Raw genomic sequence first — 16,508 nt, 5'->3', positions numbered from 1 at the left:
GTGTTGGTGGCGAATACGCCCAGCGCGGCGGCGAAGCCCGGCATCGGGCCGCTGCGGGCCAGCTTCTCCGAGCCGGTTCGAGGAACGTGAGCATGTGATCTTTCGGGATGAATCGAGGCCCGTTGGATCCGAGTGGGGCGATTCGAGCCATCGCACGCTCCTTCATGCCGAGGTCGGCGTGAAGGTAGGCCTGAGTCGCTTGAGTGGATTCGTGGCCGAGCCAGAGCGGCGGCCTTCGACAGGTAGAACACCAGCGCCGCGTCGGCGTCAGCGTCCTTCGGGCGTCCAGCATCCGATCATCGCAGCGTGGTCGCCGATCGCGGCGTTGCGATATCATACCGGCTCAACCCGGCCTTCAGCCGCTCCCGCGAGTCGAACAACGCGATCCCGTGCACGGCGAGGAACTCCGCCCACTCCTTCACCGCCCGCGCGTAGTTCTCCCATGAACTCGGTGCCCGAACAGCGTCCAGCATCCTCATAACGGTTGTTGACCAGGCTCCAGGCTCGGGCAGAGTATGGCTGCAGCAGCGCAGTGAACGCGAAGACGTGCTGCGATCGCGTCGCGGCCAATCGCCCGTGCGCTTCCTTGCGCCGTGAATATCGGGTCTTGCGGGTGCGCATCGGGCCTTCGGGCGACCCATTCCCGCAAGGCGATCGTGGTCTGCTTGTTGAGTGGCGTGATGCGGTCCTTGCGGCCTTTGCCGTGGCAGAGGAGGTGTGCTGGTTTGCTCAGCTGCAGGTCCTGCGTGGTCAGTGCGGTCAGCTCGCTCACGCGCAGACCCGTTGTGAGGAAAACCAGAATGATCGCCTGATCGCGCCGACCGGTCGTGGTGGTTTGGTCGGGCGCCCTGAGTAAAGCGTCGGCTTCCGGGTCGGTGAGATAGGTGAGCACCGTCGTGGTGGTCTTCTTGGACTTTATGGCCAGGACCCGCGCAATCACGTCAGCGTGTTCGGGATGCTGGTAAGCGGCGTAGGCGAAGAACGCATGAACGGCAGCCAGACGAGCGTTGCGGGTCCGGACCGTGTTCCGAACGGCCTCCAAATATGTCAGGAATCCAGCGATCGCTTCAGCGTTCAGGTCGGTGAACTCGACCGTGTCAGGCGTCGTTCCGGTCGTGTCGTGCAAGTAAAGGAGGAGCATTCTGAAGGCATCCCGGTAAGCGGCGATGGTGTGTTGGCTGGCCGCTTTCTGGCCCACCAGGAATGTTGTGAAGAAGGCCTGCAGCGTCACGGTGAACGTACTCATGGTCGGTCTCCCTGAACGTGCTTTTCAATTCGGTCGCTGACCAGGTGGAGCAGTTCCGGGCTGGCTGAGAGATACCAATAGGTATGGATCGGACTGCCGTGGCCGAGGTAGGTGGCCAGTGCGGCGATGCGTGCGTCGATGCCGGAACCACTCCTGTGGGCATCGATCAAGGTGTTCACCGCGAATGTATGCCGGAGGTCATGGAGGCGGGGATCCCGCTTCCCCAGACCCGGCTGCAAATGGCAGGCTGTGGCGACTCGTCGGAAAGCTTGTTGGACAGTATTGGCGAGCAGCCTCGATCCTGCCGGACTTACAAAGAGCGCATCATCGTGGGGCGTCAAGGCGCGACTGCTCGTGACGTAGCGGGCCAGCGCCGCTATCGTCGAATCGTGAACCGGCAACAACCGCTGCTTGCCGCCCTTGCCTCGGACCAGAATCGTCCCCTGCCCGGCGTCAACGTCTGCCGTATTCAGCGCAAGCGCCTCCTCGGTGCGCATTCCCGTGGCTGCCATCAGCCCGATAATGGTCGCCAGCGTTTGACCCTGCAGTGCCGGGCGCATATTGATGGCTTCACGGATGAGCGCTTCCACTTGGTCGAACCGATAGAGGTAGGGAGCAGACCTCACCACCCGAGCTGGCAACAGTCCAGGCGGAATCAGCTCAGCTGCATCAGGTGCACTGGCGCGCAGGTGCGCAGCGAAGAGCCGGATGACCGTGAGCCTTTGGGTGCGCCACCGCGATCGGGCATTCACCGGTAAACACGCCCAGGCCAACGCGTTGGACACCGTGATCGTTGTGAAGCCCTGCAGATCGAGGAAGTCCAGATACTCCCGGATCAACCATTCTTGATCGCCGGGCTGGTATCCCCTCAGACTGCGCAGGAGTAGGTAATCGACAGCGCTTTTGCGAAGCAACTCACTCATGAGCACTGTCCTGCCTTGTTGAACCGGGCCACGGCCGCGCGAGTTGAGCCAGCGCGCCGAGGTCAGTTTTCGCATAGATCATCGTCGCGTGGGTGCTTCGATGACGAAGAAGTTGCCCCACCTCCTCCAGCGTCCCTCCGCCCGCGAGGACCGCTGTCGCCGCGGTGTGGCGGAGGCGGTGTGCCCCGACACGCCCAACGATCCCGGCACGTTTGGCCAGGTAAGTGACCACCATCGAGATCGAGGACCTGTTCAAAGGACAATTCGGGGTATAGACGCCCAGAAACACCTCACGGTATGGCGACTTGGTTCTTCGCTGTCCGGATAAGTATTCGGCGATGGCTTCACCAACGTCGGCAGGCACCGGCATGAGTTGGGAATCGTTACCCTTGCCGTGGATGAGAACCGTTCCGGCGCGCCAATCAAAATCGTCGACGGTCAACCCTGAGACCTCATTTGCCCGCAGTCCCATTCGCGTGAGCACGAGAAGAATCGCTCGGTCTCGCACCGACATTTTCACAGAAAGCAGAGTCTTAACGTCCGCGCCGGACAATGCCTTGAGCAAAGCGTTCTGTGAGGTGTCCTTAACAGTCAGGATGGCAGTCGACAGATTCAGCGTCGATCGGCCAGTAAGAAAAAGCCATCGAGCCAGAGCGCGCAGGGCGATCGTGGACGAACGTGCGGATGACGTCGACCAGATGCCCCCGCGATCAACATAGAACTGATCGACCGCAGCGATCGTCATCACAGTCAGATCCGAACCGAACCGTGCAACGAACCACAGCGCAAACAAGCGAAGCTGATACAGGTAGAGAGCCCTGGTCGTTGCCGTCAGGCCCCGTTCGTCGCGAAGAATTCGCCGAAGCACGCCAACAATTCTTCCGTCTCTGACGGCAGAACAGCGCCTGGTCGCACTGCCCTTGACGGCACAGCCTCCGGGCGGATCAAACTCATCAAGATCATTACCGGCGGCGGTGCACACCGATGAATGCAGGACAGGCCGTAGTCCGAACAGAAAAAGGCGATGTCCGCCCACGAAAGTTCCCCTGCGCCGACCCCTCGCGCGGTCATCCACCGCGACAAATGGGCCAAGAGTTGGAGCTGGCGGGCAACTGTCGACGGGGCATAGCCGAGTCGAACAAATTCCGTTGTCAGTTGCTCCCGCAAGACGGCCAGCGGGCCGACAATGACGACCTTTGACGGATGGCTCATGAGTCCAGTCCTTCCACGCAATCGGAAAGGACAAGCGTGGACCTCCTCGCTCTAGTTATGCCGAAGTATTCGCCACCAACACGACGCTGACCAGCAGTTTCAGGGAAACATCGGCATAATCCGGACATCAAGATAATCGATAATGGCGTGTTTCCGGTGGGTCTTGTCCGCCGCGACGGTGTCCAGGACCCCGGCGTCCACGGTGGTGAAGAACCCGTGGTGCCGGTGAGTTTGGAACAGGGTTTCCTGCCCCTCGTCGGCTTTGCGGTTCAGTTCCGGGATGCGGCGCACGACCAGGCGGCCGGTGATCTGCTCGTCCTTTTTGCGGGAGCTGAACGCGGTGAACACGGTCTCGGCGACCTCGGCCTTCGAGACCCAGGTGTTGGTGGTCTCGTCGAAGACCGCGTCGGTGTATTCGATTGTTTCCCACGCCGTCTCCGGGATCCCGGCGATGGCGCGTTTGACGGCCGGGTCCATGCGCGCGGTCACCGAGACCTCCGCCCCGCCGGCCAGCGCTGCGGACACCGCGGCATGGCCGTAGAAGGCCGAATCGAAACGGCAGAGCACCCGCCCGCCGGTGTGGACGCGCTTGAGCGTGGACAGGGCGTCGGTGATCAGGCGTTTGGCTCCGCGGGCCGAGTTCGCCGCGCCCTTGCGCAGCCGCTGGGCGGCGACCACGGGGGCGGTGTCCTTGGTGGAGACCGTGGCCAGCAGGGCGTTCAGCCCGCGGACTCCCGAGTATCCGTAGCCGGAGCCCTGCTTGGCGTAGCCGTGGACCTCGATGATCGTGTCATCGACATCGACGAACACGAAGTCCTCCACCCCGGGACGCCCGAGCAGCGGGGCCCGGGTCCCCAGGTTGGCCAGGAAACGGGACGCGACAGCGTCCAGTTGCCGCACGTGACCGAACGTGAAGGACCGAAGAAACGAACCCAGCGTCGAGGGCGCGTAGCAGGCCTTGAAAAGCCGCTTCATTCCGCCGTGGCGCAGCAGGGCCATGTCATCGATGCTGTCCGCGCCGGCGACCATCCCGGCGACCAGGGACGCGACCTTCAGCCCGGCGTTCGCACCCTTGTCCGTCGGGACCGACAGCCATTCATCGGCCAACTCATGCAGCCCGGCGTCCCGGGCCAACGTCATGACCGGCAACAGCCCTGCCGCCGACACGAGATTCGGCTCGTCAAAGGAAACTGACACCGCGGACGGTTTATGGGAAACTTCCACTTACGAGATGCCTCTCTTTTCGGTGGTCAAAGGGTTCTAGACAAGCTCCATTTTCCTTGAAAAGACGGGCATTCTCGGTTTAAACCGCCGTCGGCGCCCCGACCAACATCGGTGGATCAAGGCTTAGCTTTCGCGACACGGCCAGGGAGGCGATGGAGTTCTACCAGTCCGTCCTGGGCGGCGAACTGACCCTGAGCACGTTCAGCGAATACCAGGCCAGTGAAGATCCGGCCGAGCAGGACAAGATCATGCATGGCATGCTCGTCACCGAAGCGGGCTGACGCTGATGGGCGCCGATACCCCGAACAGCATGCAGTACACACCGGGGGATAAATTTTCGGTCTCCCTCAGCGGCGACGATGAAACCGAACTGCGCCGCTGCTGGGAAGGCCTCTCGGAGGGCGGACTCATCGCGATGCCGCTTGCGCCCGCTCCCTGGGGCGACGTCTTCGGAATGTGCTCGGACAAGTTCGGCGTCAACTGGCTGGTCAATATCACCGCCTCCCAGTCCTGGTTTCATCTTCGGAAAGACGGCGGCACCCGGTCATGCGGTGGGTGCCGCCGTCGGCCATCCGGGGGCCGGCTACGCCAATACGCCACCACGGAAACGTCACGCTGACCGTCCCCGTGCAGGGCGGACGGGCCCGGATCGAGCACGAACCGATCACCGACAATTAACCACCACCCGGTAATGGGCGGCTGACCTCGGCTGGGACGGACACAAGGTCACCATGCCGCGAGGAACGCCCCCACGGTGCCGAGCCGTCTGGGCGACAGGAAGCGGTGGCCCGGGAAGCCCTGGAGCCGTCCCGAAGCCTCGGATTTACGGATGCTTCAATACCACTCCGGGGTCCGGGGGTGTGCCTCACCTTGCCTGCGCCTCAGGCAACCTTGTGCAGGCCGGACCCGACAGGCACCCGGCGTGGAGCTGCCGGCCGGTAAGATCCCGTGGCGCTGGCACGCCGCGGCGCCCCAACGGGACGGTCAGCCGGGGACCGCGTGGCCTGCCGGGTATCGGGGGCCGGAGGCGCGGCTGATGATCCGTGGACCGGGACCTCTGGGCACAGGTCGGTGATCAGGCCCATTCCGGCATACTCGCGCACGGCACTGATGCCGGACACCGCAGCCGGCTTGTCAGGAAAGGACCGGGAGACGGCCACCACGGTTCCGTCAGGGGCCTTGAGCCTGAACCTGAAGCACTCGTCCTCGTCGATGAAGACTTCAAACATACCGGTCATGGGTGTCCTCCTGAACGCCGGACGACGCCCGGTATTTTCTCGTCGGGTCCGGGACGCGGCGCTGCGTTCCGGTCGTTCTGGTCCGGCAAAAGGATCATCTGTTTCACTTTGATGTGAAGCGCGCCACACGGCGCCGTTATCCAAGTTACGGGGAAGAACCGCCTCTGGCTAGTACACCGGCAGACGGCCCGAGGGGCAGGACCGTCCCGGGACCTGTGGTGAACTTCCCACTCCACGGGCTCTTCCGTCCGGCGGTGACCCGCGGGATGCCGGCCGAGGGGGCCGTCCCCGGGCCCGCCGCCGCTGGATGTGCGTCAATGACTCCGCCGGCTTCGCGTGCCAATCCGTCGATGTCGAGGATGGTGACGCGGCCACGACCGAGGGAGAGCAGCCTAGGGTCCGCGAACTCACCCAGGACCTTGGTGGCCGTTTCCCGTGATGTGCCCGCCAAAGCGGCCAGCTGTTCGTGGGTCAAGGAGACCTGTACACCCTTGGTGAGAGGCCGGGGCTGCCCGACCGGCGGCCATCACAGTCAGGTCCCGGCGATTCGTTCGGGGACGCTATTGAAGATTGCAGGACTCCCCTAAGACAAGCCCGGACCACGGCTCTGTGTCCGGTGGAACCTCCACCCTGCCGCAGCCGGGACGCCAAACCACGGTCGTTGACGGCGCAGCGCCCCAAAGCCGGGACGGCATCCGGCCGGACCTGCCTCTGTTCAAGGCTGGGTTGCGTCGAAGAAACGGTGCTCCGGTCCGGTTGGCGGGGCCGGATCGGCCTTGGCCCGGATGAAGTCGCGGTCCTCCTGGGAGAGGGTGGTTTCGCCGTGCTGGTCACAGTCGGGGCTTAGGCCGGTTTCCTCGCAGATGGTGGCGACCAGTGTGCGTGGCAGGATCAGGCACCCGGGGTTATCGGTCAGCCATTGCCGCGTGGCGGCGCTGAGGCTGTGCCAGTTGTCCCTGAGGTTCATCTCCATCGCTGCTGCCTTCCTGTGCAGGCCAAGGCGGAAGCGCCAGGTACCTGGAAGCGGGTCATGCTCAGGGTACGCCCGGTGATCGGTGAATGACAGATGCCGGCGATGACTCACATAAAACCCCGGCCAGCCCGGTTGCAGCAGCAAGCTCAACCGCTACGGCGTGGGCTGCCAGCAGCAACGCGGGGTCATTTACGGCCCGATCCCGGAGCGGGCTTTTGGCCGGGATGTGACCCCGCGTTGCTTTGCCTGGTCGGGCGGCTAGCTGAGGTATCCGTTCGGATTGAGAACGTACTTCCGGGCGGCGCCGGCGTCGAACTCGGCGTAGCCCTTCGGTGCGTCCTCGAGGGAGATCGCCGTGGCGTTGACGTTCCGGGCGATGTGGACCTTGTCATGCAGGATGGCCATCATCAGGCCGCGGTTGTACTTCATCACCGGACACTGGCCGGTGGTGAAGCTCAGCGACTTGGCCCAGCCGGTGCCGAGGCTGAGCGACAGGGAGCCCTTCTTGGCGGCCTCGTCAATGCCGCCCGGATCACCCGTGACGTAGAGCCCGGGAATACCGAGGGCGCCCCCGGCCGCGGCCACCTCCATCAGGGAGTTCAGCACCGTCGCCGGAGCCTCGTGCGCACCCGCGCCGTGGCCCTTCGCCTCGAACCCGACTGCATCCACACCGCAATCGACTTCCGGAACGCCCAGGATCTGCTCAATCTGTTCCGCCGGGCCGCCCTTGCTAAGGTCGACTGTTTCGCAGCCGAAGCTGCGGGCCTGGGCCAGGCGGTCCGTGTTCATGTCACCGACAATCACGACGGCGGCGCCCAGCAGCTGCGCGCTGGTGGCCGCGGCGAGCCCCACGGGGCCGGCGCCGGCGATGTAGACCGTGGAGCCCACCCCGACTCCTGCGGTGACGGCACCATGGAATCCTGTCGGGAAGATGTCGGACAGCATGGTCAGGTCCATCATCTTTTCCAGGGCCTGGTCCCGGTCGGGGAACTTCAGCAGGTTCCAGTCCGCGTACGGGACCAGGACGTAGTTGGCCTGGCCTCCCACCCAGCCGCCCATGTCCACGTAGCCGTAGGCGCTGCCGGGGCGGTCAGGATTGACGTTGAGGCAGATGCCTGTCTTGCGTTCCTTGCAGTTCCGGCAGCGGCCGCAGGAGATGTTGAAGGGAACCGAGCAGATATCCCCCACCTTGATGAATTCAACGTCGGGCCCCACTTCCACCACCTCGCCGGTGATTTCGTGGCCGAGGACGAGGTCCACGGGGGCTGTCGTGCGGCCCCGGACCATGTGCTGGTCGGAGCCGCAGATGTTGGTGGCAACGGTTTTGAGGATCACGCCGTGGCGCACCTGGCGGCCCACGTTGGCGGGGTTTACTCCCGGGCCGTCTTTGAGTTCGAAGCTGGGGTAGTCAATATCGATGAGTTCGACCTTGCCTGGCCCCTTGTAGGCAACGGCTTTGTTTCCTGTCATCTCTTTCCTCCTGGTGTCACGGGCCCTCCCCAATGAAGGGCCGGCTGTGATTCATGAAGCGTTGATGCACCCTCCAAGTGCAGGCACAGGCGGCAGGCCAGACGGCATCCTCAATGCCTGGGTGGTGGAGGGTGCCGCCAGTCTAGAACGCCCGCCGCCGTCAGGTCCATGGCCCGCGGTGACTCCTGAAAAATGACCGCGAGGGGGACCCTCGAAGAATCACTTGGGAATGCCGTAGCGGCGGGTCCGCGGGGTCTGCGGTTTGCTGCCCGGCCACTGGGCCTGGCAGCTTCCGATGAGTGAACGCAGGGGGAGGGCGGGACGGGCCTGAATGGGCGTGTGGCATGCTGGCCCATGCCGTTTTATCTTGAGTACACCGTCAACCAGACCGCCGGCATCCGCTCAGCCGTGCATGGCGCTGATATTGAGGAGGCGCTTGCTGCGGCCTCCGATGTGCTGACAGCGGCAGGCTGCAGCACGGCGCTGCTGCGGTTCTGCCCGGATGCCGGCCCGACCGCCGGGGAAGGGGACGTTGTCGCCGTCCACACGCAGACCGGCGGATGGGAACCCGCGTAGGGAAATCCGCCGGGCACCGCATCCCGGGCCGGGATGGAGCGGGGCAAGCCCGGAAAAGCAGCAGCGAGGCCCCTTTCGTTCTTCGCCTGCTGCGACCCGGGCTGCCGGGCTATGGGCTGCCGGTCCCGTTCCCTGGTCCGTGCCGCCGGCTCCTTCTCAGAAGGAGATGAAGGTGACGAGCTCGCCGACGCGGTCTTCCGGATAGTTCCGGGCGATGTCCGCCTGGCTCAGGATGCCGACAGGGTCGGGGTCCGGCGGCACCGGGCCTGGAACGGGCAGGGGACCGGGCGCCGGATTCGGGTCAGGGACAGGACCAGGAGGGAAGGGATTGGTCGGGTCCGGGGAACCAGACGGCGAACTGGGCCGGGGCGGGAACGGTTCGGGCTCGTGCTGGGGCGGTAAGGTCACGGATTTGCTCCCGGGATTGGTTCGGATCCAATGCTGCGGATGGTAGCCCAGCATACGTCCCGTCAGGAGAACAGGGCGGGACCACCATCCGCAGCCGCGGGCCACTTCCGCACGGGCAGCAGGGTTTTCGCAGCGCTATCTGTCAGAGCACCGCACGGGTACTACGGAAGCCGGCCCAGCCTGCAGTCGATTACGGTCGCCTCCCCGGGCATCTCAAATACGATCCTTTATCAGGACGGGATGGCCGGGGGACTGTCCGTGACGGAGCCCCCGGCTTCGGGAACAGTTTGATGCTGCTGGCTTCGGCGTGAGCGGCTGGAACGGGGGCCAAGTCCTCGGGTCCGCTGTCCGGGGCATCATGATGATGGTGTGGGCGGCGCGAAGCCTGCGCCACGGGGCGCCGGAGGGGAACCCGATAATCCGACGGCCTGTGTTTCACGGAGAGTCTCCGTGCTGGCCGTGGATGGCTGCCACTAAACAGGAGTCGTAAGTCCCCGGACCAAACACGTACTACCGGGACCACCTCTGCTTCATCGCCCTTCCGTCGATGTCCGGATCAGCCAGGTGTCGTCTGCCCGCCGGGACCCGATCAGGCCGGTGCGGAGCCCGCCGACGCAGGGTCCGTTCTGCGCCGGCCGGGCAGGCGGCACACCTTTCGGGTGCCCGCCTGCCCTGACCCACACGATCCTGCTGTCGGTGTCGGTGTTATGAGCCGCCGGCGCCTGCGCCGGCGCTGGTGTTGATCTCGCCGTTGACGCCCTGGGGGAAGAACCCGCCTTCGCGTACTGCCTTGGGGGTGAGGTAGACGATGTTCAGGACCTGTCCGGCGCTGCGGCTGAAGGCGATGCCGTTGGCGTCGGTGGGGACGAGGTTGGCGGTTTGCTTGGTGCCGATGCCCTGGTCGAGGTCGGTGGGTCCGTCGAGGCTGTCCCGGGCGTCGGAGATGGCTTGGGCCGGTGCCTGCAGTCCGAGGGCGTAGAGGGTGGTGCGGATGATGCCGGCGTGGTAGGCCTCGACGGCGAGGATGCCCGCGGCGGCTTCGAGGTAGGTTTTGTTGTCGATCAGCGGGGCCGCACCCTTGTAGGCGGTCACGCCGACGTCCTCGAAAATAAACGCACCCAAGAGGAAGCTGGTTTCATCGGCGAAGGGGTTGAATTTCTGGCCTGCCTTGATCAGGCCCGCGGCCCGTGCTGCGGCGGTGAAGCTGGCCTCCAGATCGATCTGGGGCCGGGACACGGCGGCTGAGCCCAGTGCGGTGCGGAGGAACTTGACATGGGATTCCTCGTCGGCGGCAATTTCCTTGGCGTACTTTTCGATCAGGCTGCCGGGCTTGAAGGGTACCTTCGATCCGCCGGTCACCCCGCCCCGGGTGCCCTTCCCGTCCGTGAGCCTGTCGCTGAGGCCGTGGCCGGTGACGGCGCGCAGGTAGAACTCCGCCTCGAGGTATTCCAGGTTCAGGGCGAAGTTCAGGATCGCCCCGTCACTGGGCGCACCGGCCGCCTTCTCCGAGACGGATGCCTGGGCCGGTGAGCCGGCGATCAGGGCCGCGGCCCCGCCGATTCCTGCGATCCCGGCGGCCCGGAACAATAGGCGCCGGTCCATAGGGTTTTCGGCACTGCGGTTGAGGGCTTCGGCAATGAATTTCTGGTCGAACATCGGTGTGCTCCTGTCATGAGTGCGTTTTTGAGATGATCCGCTGAAGCCGGTGGGCCGTCTTGTTCTAAAAGGGCGGAACAGGACTGGACGGAATAGGTGGTGTTCAGACCCGGTCCTCTGCCCCGCCGACCCAGGCAGGGAGAGGGCGTTTTCAGTAAGCGGCAGCGAAAGATGCCGCAATCCGCTCCAGCGCCTCTTCCTTGGATACACCGAGCATCTCGGCGATCATTCTTACCATCGCCTCGCTCACTCTGCCGAGCGCGACGATGGCCTCAGAGGATCCGTCCGGAACCTCGCCAGCAAGGACGGTGAAGGCGTGCGGGTCGTCGTAGACGAAAGTCGTGAGGATTCCTACGCCCAGACCTAAAAGTTCGTCGGGATTCGGTCGTTTCTCGTTCATCGCCAGTTCTCCTTGAGGTGGGTCGAAGGCGGACAGCTCAGCCGCATCCATGACCTTCGTGTGTAGGGACAGGTGGCCGGGCCTTCGCGCCGGCTGGGATCGTGCCAAAACGGTCCTCCTCCTCCTCCTGCACATCCTGCGCAGGAGGACCGCGTCGGAGTCGAAGAAGTCCGGTAAGGCATTCGAGACGCGCTCCGGCCTGTTTCAGTCGCCGCTGCCACCGCCGTGGCCACCGCTGCCCTCGCGTGGCCCGGACGCCTTCCGAAGCGCGCCCTAGTCGTCACCTGGTCGTTGCGGCGTGGTGCGAAGCGCGCTTTTGCCGGCCTCTATCCCGCCGTTATCGCCCGGATCATGCGAACCGAAGGGCGACCGGCAGGTCGGAATGCTGGTGGGACGGCCCGGCGGACGGAGGGTTTTGGCCGCCGGGCCGCCGGTCCAATTCAGGGCCAGGCAGGCGTCGAGTCGACCTTGTTTCCGGTCGCGGCCGCGGTCCTCGTGCTGAGAACTGTGATCTTGATGGGGTGCGGGGTTGACACTCAGGGGTGGTCGCCTGCCACACGATCGGGGGCGGTTTCGGCGTCGCGGAGTCCCGGTCGACGGTCTGTGCCGGACAGCCGTCCACTGGTCGTTTCAACCGTTGTTCTCTCATGACAATTCCTTCGCTAAATTCTGCGCCGAATACTCTCAGAAGGCCCTGACCTGGTCGATAAAGGTGTTGGGCTAAGGTTCCCCATTTGCCGCGGAACATGCCATGGGACCTTGGTCCTACGACGTCAAAGCCGTTATAGGCGACCTTGGTCCTACGCGACGGAGGATCCATTTCGACGTTGGTCCTAGGACTGCCCGCGGCCGGTCGGGTGCGCTCAATGCCCCCGCACACCGGCCCCAGTGTGCTGCTGCCCACCGGCGCGGAGCGGGCAGTCCCTGCAAGTGCTGCTGGGCTCCTAGGTTTGCACAGGGTCGCTGATGAACCCTGTGAGAGACGAAGTCAGGTATTTGACTGGAGGGTCTGCGATGGCAAGTTCGCGTGGGGAGGCTCGACGCTCCGTCCGTGGAACTGATGCCGGTGCCCGTCGACGAGCCCTGAGTCGGCCGTCCCTGCCTCTGGCCAGACCTCGCGGTCGAAGGAGTACGTGGTGAACGCGCCATTGCAGGTTCCAGCCCGTACGGAGTGTCTGCGGAGCGTGTCTGTGGCGAAGGCTGTTTCGGCGTTCCTGGTTGCCGGCCTGGTCGTGCTCACCGCCGTCGGCTTCGTGTTGGCGCTGGCCCTGCGGCAGACCGCAACCGCAGAGGCCATCGAGCAGGCTCGCCAGTTGACCAGTTTGTCCGGAACGTAAGCAATGACAGAGTCGGGATGCTCGCCGGCGGCGTGCAGTGTTAGCGGATGCTTCTGCTGGTATGCAGGAGTTGCCGGGCGAGGACGCCGTTGGGTGGGTACGAGTGAACTACCACCAACGCGCGGTTGAGACGCCGTGCCAACGGCGCTTCCTCTCTCATTTTAGCATTGTCCGCTGACCGATCTCCCTCCCGGCAGTCCCGCGGCCGGGGGCAGCACTGCTCCTTACATTTGCCTGAAGCTACGCGCGGCTACCCGTCCTGCAAACGGCTAGGCAGGTCCCACGGACGCTCATATCCCCCAGTCCTAACAACGGAGCGGGCCGAATAGCGCTGCGAAAACAGAGCCAAATACCGCTGCGATTCACATTCGACACTCCTGACGCCATGTGAAAAACGGCATGACCGTCTCAGTAATCGATCGTATTTGAGGTGCCCGGGGTGCGGGCCGGCCGTCCATACGTCTCGTCCATAGACGCCGGTTCTGATACATGGATAGCGGACTCGTGTGAATCGCAACGGCATCTGGCGCTCATCTAATAACGCCATTTGCCGCAACCAGTACTGTAGGCTCCGATGCGAACCTTGGGGGACTGATGCTGAACTACTTTCGCGAGGCGCAAGAGGCAAGATTCGCGACCTCTGCGAATCTATGGCTATGTCTCTGCTGGCTTCGTGGTTGCAGCCGGACTATGGGTGTTTGCCGGACTTGCGCCGGTATGGATTTCCTGGACGATCCTCGCCGTTTCTTGCGTTGTGGACGCTTTCCTGACCAGAAGGTGGATCAGAGACCACGCACTCAAAGCTTATCGAGGCGTCCTGCCCGGCTGACTTCGCTCCGGGCAGAGGGCTCCCGGGCAACGGGCAGTGCAAGGACAGTGGCTGCCGCGGCCGCCATGGAGACAAACGGGGGAAGCTATGAACAACCGTCCTGCAGGCCGCACGGGGAAGCCATCGGCACTGTCTGTCGTCCATCTTGTCCTCAGCCTCGGCGCCTTGGTTACAATAAGCTTCGCGGCCATACTGTGGAATCCGATCGACGAAGAATTCGTCAATCGCGCCGACGACGCGGGTTGGGATACGACTATGCTCCTACCTCACCAAATGGAACTCTCGCTATTCGTCAACGCGTCAGTTCTTGCAACTTTAGCCGTCGTCGTGACCTCTTTCTTTGGCGTGATGGCCTCACGCCGGCGGGCCAAAGTCGCCCACGGAGCAAATCCTCTGGCCACCGTCTGACCTGTCCTGCCCGCGGAGCAGTCGCTCTCTGTCCCCTGCCAACGGAGATATAGGATGGCGGCCGTCATCTGAATGCGACGGCCGTACAGGTCGAGCCCGAGTCGCTCTTCAACTTCCGCCTGGTGTTTGTGGAAGTCGGTGGCCGACCCCGTTTCGACGAATCCTGCGCGCGCATAGAAAGGCTTGTTCCAGGGGACGTCGGCGTAGCTTCAGGTTGTGCGTAAACGGTCGTTCATGCGAGGGCCGAAAGGGCACTTCTCCATGTATCGTTGACTATCGTTGTATATCGTTCACCGTTCACGGTTCAGGTTCACGGAGGAGAGCATGATGCGTAATTCATACCCGGCGGGCGGATTCGGGGGCCCCAACATCGACGGCATGTGGCAGGCCGTTGAGGAGCTGCGTTCAAGGTTTGAGAAGCGCTCGGGCACCCGCGCGGGTCGAGGCGAGGTGCGGTCGGCGATACTGGCTCTGCTCGCGGAGCGGCCAATGCACGGCTACCAGATCATCCGTGAAATCGAGGAGCGCAGCAGTGGCAGCTGGAAGCCGAGTGCCGGCTCCGTCTACCCAACGCTTCAGCTGCTGGCCGATGAGGGGTTCATCAGTGCCGAGGAATCCAACGGCCGCAAGATCTACTCGCTGACCGAAGCAGGCCGGGAAGAGGTGGCGGGTGCCGATGCGTCAGCGCCATGGGAGTCAACGGGTCCGGGGTCAGGCACAGGGTTCGCGGCGCTGCCCAAGGCTGGCATCGAGCTCGCGCAGGCCGCGTCCCAGGTGGGTCGCACAGGCTCCCCGAAGCAGGTGCAGGAGGCCGTAAAGGTGCTCGACGAGGCACGTCGTCGGCTGTACTCGATCCTCGCCCAGGACTGACGAGGGTGACGTCGGTTCGCCGGGACCGGGCAGATCCGGTAACCGGCGCCGGGAACACCCGTGCCCGTTACCGTCGCATCCTGCGTTTCGCCGCGTGGCATCTCGCGGTGACGTGGTGGTTTGAGCTGTTCCTGCCTCGCATCGGGCTGGCCGGGATTGCCGAACGCGCCCGGGCCAAGAGGATGCGGCGCTTCGCGCAGCGCTTCCATGTGCTCGCAGTGGACCTTGGCGGTCTAATGATCAAGGTTGGTCAGTTCCTGTCGTCCAGGCTCGATGTGCTCCCGCCGGAGATCACCGCTGAACTGGAAGGGCTGCAGGACGAGGCGCCCCCCGTCCCGTTCCCAGCAATCCGTGCCCTTGCCGAGGCGGAGCTGGGTGCGCCTTTGGACCGGGTGTTCGCCTCGGTGGATGAGACGCCAATCGCCGCCGCATCCCTCGGGCAGGCGCACCGGACCCAACTTCTTCGCACCGATGCCGCCGACACCGGTCTCGAAAATGTAGTGTTGAAGGTGCAGCGACCGGGCATCGACGTGATTGTCGACGTCGATCTGGCCGCGTTACGCAAAGTTGGCGGCTGGCTCAGCCGCGTGCGCCTCGTGTCCGATCGTGCTGACATTCCCGCACTGGTCGAAGAGTTTGCGCAGACCAGCCTCGAGGAAATCGACTACCTCCATGAAGCGGCGAATGCAGAGCGCTTTGCCGCTGATTTCGACGACGACGACAGAGTGATCGTGCCTGACGTCGTCTGGGAGCGGAGCAGCCGCCGCGTGCTCACCCTGGAAGATGTTACGGCGATCAAGATCACGGACTTGGCGGCCCTTGTTGCGGCTGGCATCGATCCCGTGCAGGTTGCCCCGGTCTTCGCGTCGGTGATGTTCGACCAGATATTCACGACGGGCTTCTTCCACGCCGATCCGCATCCCGGCAATATCTTTGTCACTCCGAATGCCGATTCATCCGCACAGCGCCCATGGAAGCTGACGTTCATCGACTTCGGCATGATGGGAGAGGTGCCGCCCAAGACACGCAGTGGCCTGCGGAAGCTGCTGATCGCAGCCGCCGCGCGTGACGGTAAGGGGTTGGTGACAGCGATCAGAGACGTGGGTGTGCTGGTGCCGTCGGCCGACACGGTCGAGCTTGAGCGGGCCATGACGCACCTCTTCGCCAGGTTTGGCGGGATGGGCTTCGCCGAGCTTCGTGAGGTGGACCCCCGGGAGTTCCGTGACTTTGCACTGGAGTTCGGTGACGTGGTTCGCTCGTTGCCCTTTCAGTTGCCGGAGAACTTCCTGCTCATCATCCGCGCGATGTCACTGACGTCGGGTGTGTGCAGCTCGCTGGACGCCCGGTTCAATCTGTGGGACTCGGTCGAACCCTATGCGGCGCAGCTGCTGCGCGACGAGCGCGGCAACATCGTGCAGGACGCTGTTCAGCAAGCGCTCGACGCCGCCGGCGTCGCCTTGCGTCTGCCGAAACGATTGGATGGGCTTCTCACCCGAATCGAGGACGGTTCGCTATCGGTGGCCAACCCGCGCCTCGAACGGCAGGTGGCACGGCTTAGCCGCATGGCGCAGCGGTCGGTATCGGCGCTGGTGTTCGGAGCCCTGCTCATCGCAGGTTCCCTGGTCCGAGCGGACGACACGGTGCTCGGCAGCGTGCTGATGATCGCGTCGGTGGTTCCTCTGCTGCATGGCCTGTGGGTAGGGCGCCGCGGCCTCTAAATGAGCCGGTGAGCCGAAAC

At 64.1% G+C, this 16,508-nt stretch carries 14 protein-coding genes and 3 pseudogenes; 6 read left to right on the top strand and 11 right to left on the bottom strand.

What is annotated here, in order from left to right; translation table 11 throughout:
• Positions 1-475: 475 nt before the first annotated feature.
• The 5 genes and pseudogenes from ACQCSZ_RS00595 to ACQCSZ_RS00575 all read right to left on the bottom strand — a co-directional run.
• A complete protein-coding gene (locus ACQCSZ_RS00595) occupies positions 476-1,246 on the bottom strand; it encodes a tyrosine-type recombinase/integrase (protein WP_427006227.1) in 771 nt (256 codons plus the stop codon).
• A complete protein-coding gene (locus tag ACQCSZ_RS00590) occupies positions 1,243-2,169 on the bottom strand; it encodes a tyrosine-type recombinase/integrase (protein WP_427006226.1) in 927 nt (308 codons plus the stop codon). Before ACQCSZ_RS00590 ends, ACQCSZ_RS00595 begins: the two co-directional genes overlap by 4 nt.
• Positions 2,162-3,037, bottom strand: coding sequence for a tyrosine-type recombinase/integrase (locus tag ACQCSZ_RS00585; RefSeq protein ID WP_427006225.1), 876 nt, complete (start codon positions 3,035-3,037; stop codon positions 2,162-2,164). Before ACQCSZ_RS00585 ends, ACQCSZ_RS00590 begins: the two co-directional genes overlap by 8 nt.
• Entirely contained in the window at positions 3,001-3,381 is a 381-nt protein-coding gene (locus tag ACQCSZ_RS00580; RefSeq protein ID WP_427006224.1) for a hypothetical protein, read from the bottom strand. The genes ACQCSZ_RS00585 and ACQCSZ_RS00580 overlap by 37 nt, the downstream gene beginning before the upstream one ends.
• 126 nt (positions 3,382-3,507) lie before the next feature.
• Positions 3,508-4,605: pseudogene (locus ACQCSZ_RS00575) on the bottom strand (IS1380 family transposase); the annotation flags it as partial.
• A gap of 152 nt (positions 4,606-4,757) precedes the next feature.
• Here ACQCSZ_RS00575 and ACQCSZ_RS00570 point away from each other — a divergent pair.
• A pseudogene (locus tag ACQCSZ_RS00570) lies at positions 4,758-5,113 on the top strand (VOC family protein); the annotation flags it as partial.
• A 373-nt stretch (positions 5,114-5,486) separates the two neighbouring features.
• Here ACQCSZ_RS00570 and ACQCSZ_RS00565 read toward each other — a convergent pair.
• The 4 genes and pseudogenes from ACQCSZ_RS00565 to fdhA all read right to left on the bottom strand — a co-directional run bounded on the left by ACQCSZ_RS00565 (position 5,487) and on the right by fdhA (position 8,286).
• Entirely contained in the window at positions 5,487-5,834 is a 348-nt protein-coding gene (locus ACQCSZ_RS00565; protein WP_427008454.1) for a YegP family protein, read from the bottom strand.
• Positions 5,835-5,988: 154 nt separating this feature from the next.
• Positions 5,989-6,321: pseudogene (locus ACQCSZ_RS00560) on the bottom strand (Crp/Fnr family transcriptional regulator); the annotation flags it as partial.
• Between the two features lie 237 nt (positions 6,322-6,558).
• Positions 6,559-6,816 (bottom strand): hypothetical protein, encoded by a 258-nt coding sequence (locus ACQCSZ_RS00555; RefSeq protein WP_427006223.1) that lies wholly within the window; start codon positions 6,814-6,816, stop codon positions 6,559-6,561.
• A 258-nt stretch (positions 6,817-7,074) separates the two neighbouring features.
• Positions 7,075-8,286 carry a formaldehyde dehydrogenase, glutathione-independent gene (fdhA, locus tag ACQCSZ_RS00550; RefSeq protein WP_427006222.1) on the bottom strand — a complete coding sequence of 404 codons (1,212 nt, stop codon included), beginning with the start codon at positions 8,284-8,286 and terminating at the stop codon, positions 7,075-7,077.
• A 354-nt stretch (positions 8,287-8,640) separates the two neighbouring features.
• On the opposite strand from fdhA, the gene ACQCSZ_RS00545 reads away from it, so the two are divergent.
• Positions 8,641-8,862 carry a hypothetical protein gene (locus tag ACQCSZ_RS00545; RefSeq protein WP_427006221.1) on the top strand — a complete coding sequence of 74 codons (222 nt, stop codon included), beginning with the start codon at positions 8,641-8,643 and terminating at the stop codon, positions 8,860-8,862.
• A 1,113-nt stretch (positions 8,863-9,975) separates the two neighbouring features.
• Here ACQCSZ_RS00545 and ACQCSZ_RS00540 read toward each other — a convergent pair.
• Together ACQCSZ_RS00540 and ACQCSZ_RS00535 are read right to left on the bottom strand one after the other, a co-directional pair.
• Positions 9,976-10,926: a ferritin-like domain-containing protein gene (locus ACQCSZ_RS00540; RefSeq protein ID WP_427006220.1), complete on the bottom strand. Its 951-nt coding sequence runs from the start codon at positions 10,924-10,926 to the stop codon at positions 9,976-9,978.
• Between the two features lie 151 nt (positions 10,927-11,077).
• Positions 11,078-11,326: a hypothetical protein gene (locus ACQCSZ_RS00535; protein ID WP_427006219.1), complete on the bottom strand. Its 249-nt coding sequence runs from the start codon at positions 11,324-11,326 to the stop codon at positions 11,078-11,080.
• A gap of 1,190 nt (positions 11,327-12,516) precedes the next feature.
• Between ACQCSZ_RS00535 and ACQCSZ_RS00530 the strand changes: the two genes are divergently transcribed.
• The 4 genes from ACQCSZ_RS00530 (at position 12,517) to ACQCSZ_RS00515 (ending at position 16,488) form a co-directional block, all read left to right on the top strand.
• Positions 12,517-12,663 (top strand): hypothetical protein, encoded by a 147-nt coding sequence (locus tag ACQCSZ_RS00530; RefSeq protein ID WP_427006218.1) that lies wholly within the window; start codon positions 12,517-12,519, stop codon positions 12,661-12,663.
• A 916-nt stretch (positions 12,664-13,579) separates the two neighbouring features.
• Positions 13,580-13,900 (top strand): hypothetical protein, encoded by a 321-nt coding sequence (locus ACQCSZ_RS00525; protein WP_427006217.1) that lies wholly within the window; start codon positions 13,580-13,582, stop codon positions 13,898-13,900.
• A 327-nt stretch (positions 13,901-14,227) separates the two neighbouring features.
• Positions 14,228-14,770: a PadR family transcriptional regulator gene (locus ACQCSZ_RS00520; protein WP_427008453.1), complete on the top strand. Its 543-nt coding sequence runs from the start codon at positions 14,228-14,230 to the stop codon at positions 14,768-14,770.
• 5 nt (positions 14,771-14,775) lie between these two features.
• Positions 14,776-16,488 (top strand): ABC1 kinase family protein, encoded by a 1,713-nt coding sequence (locus tag ACQCSZ_RS00515; RefSeq protein ID WP_427006216.1) that lies wholly within the window; start codon positions 14,776-14,778, stop codon positions 16,486-16,488.
• Positions 16,489-16,508 lie beyond the last annotated feature (20 nt).

Origin of the sequence: Pseudarthrobacter sp. H2, assembly GCF_050157045.1 — a bacterium.
Lineage (GTDB): Bacteria > Actinomycetota > Actinomycetes > Actinomycetales > Micrococcaceae > Arthrobacter.
The sequence above is the reverse complement of the archived record's forward strand: the minus strand, read 5'-3'. Positions and strand labels throughout refer to the sequence as shown.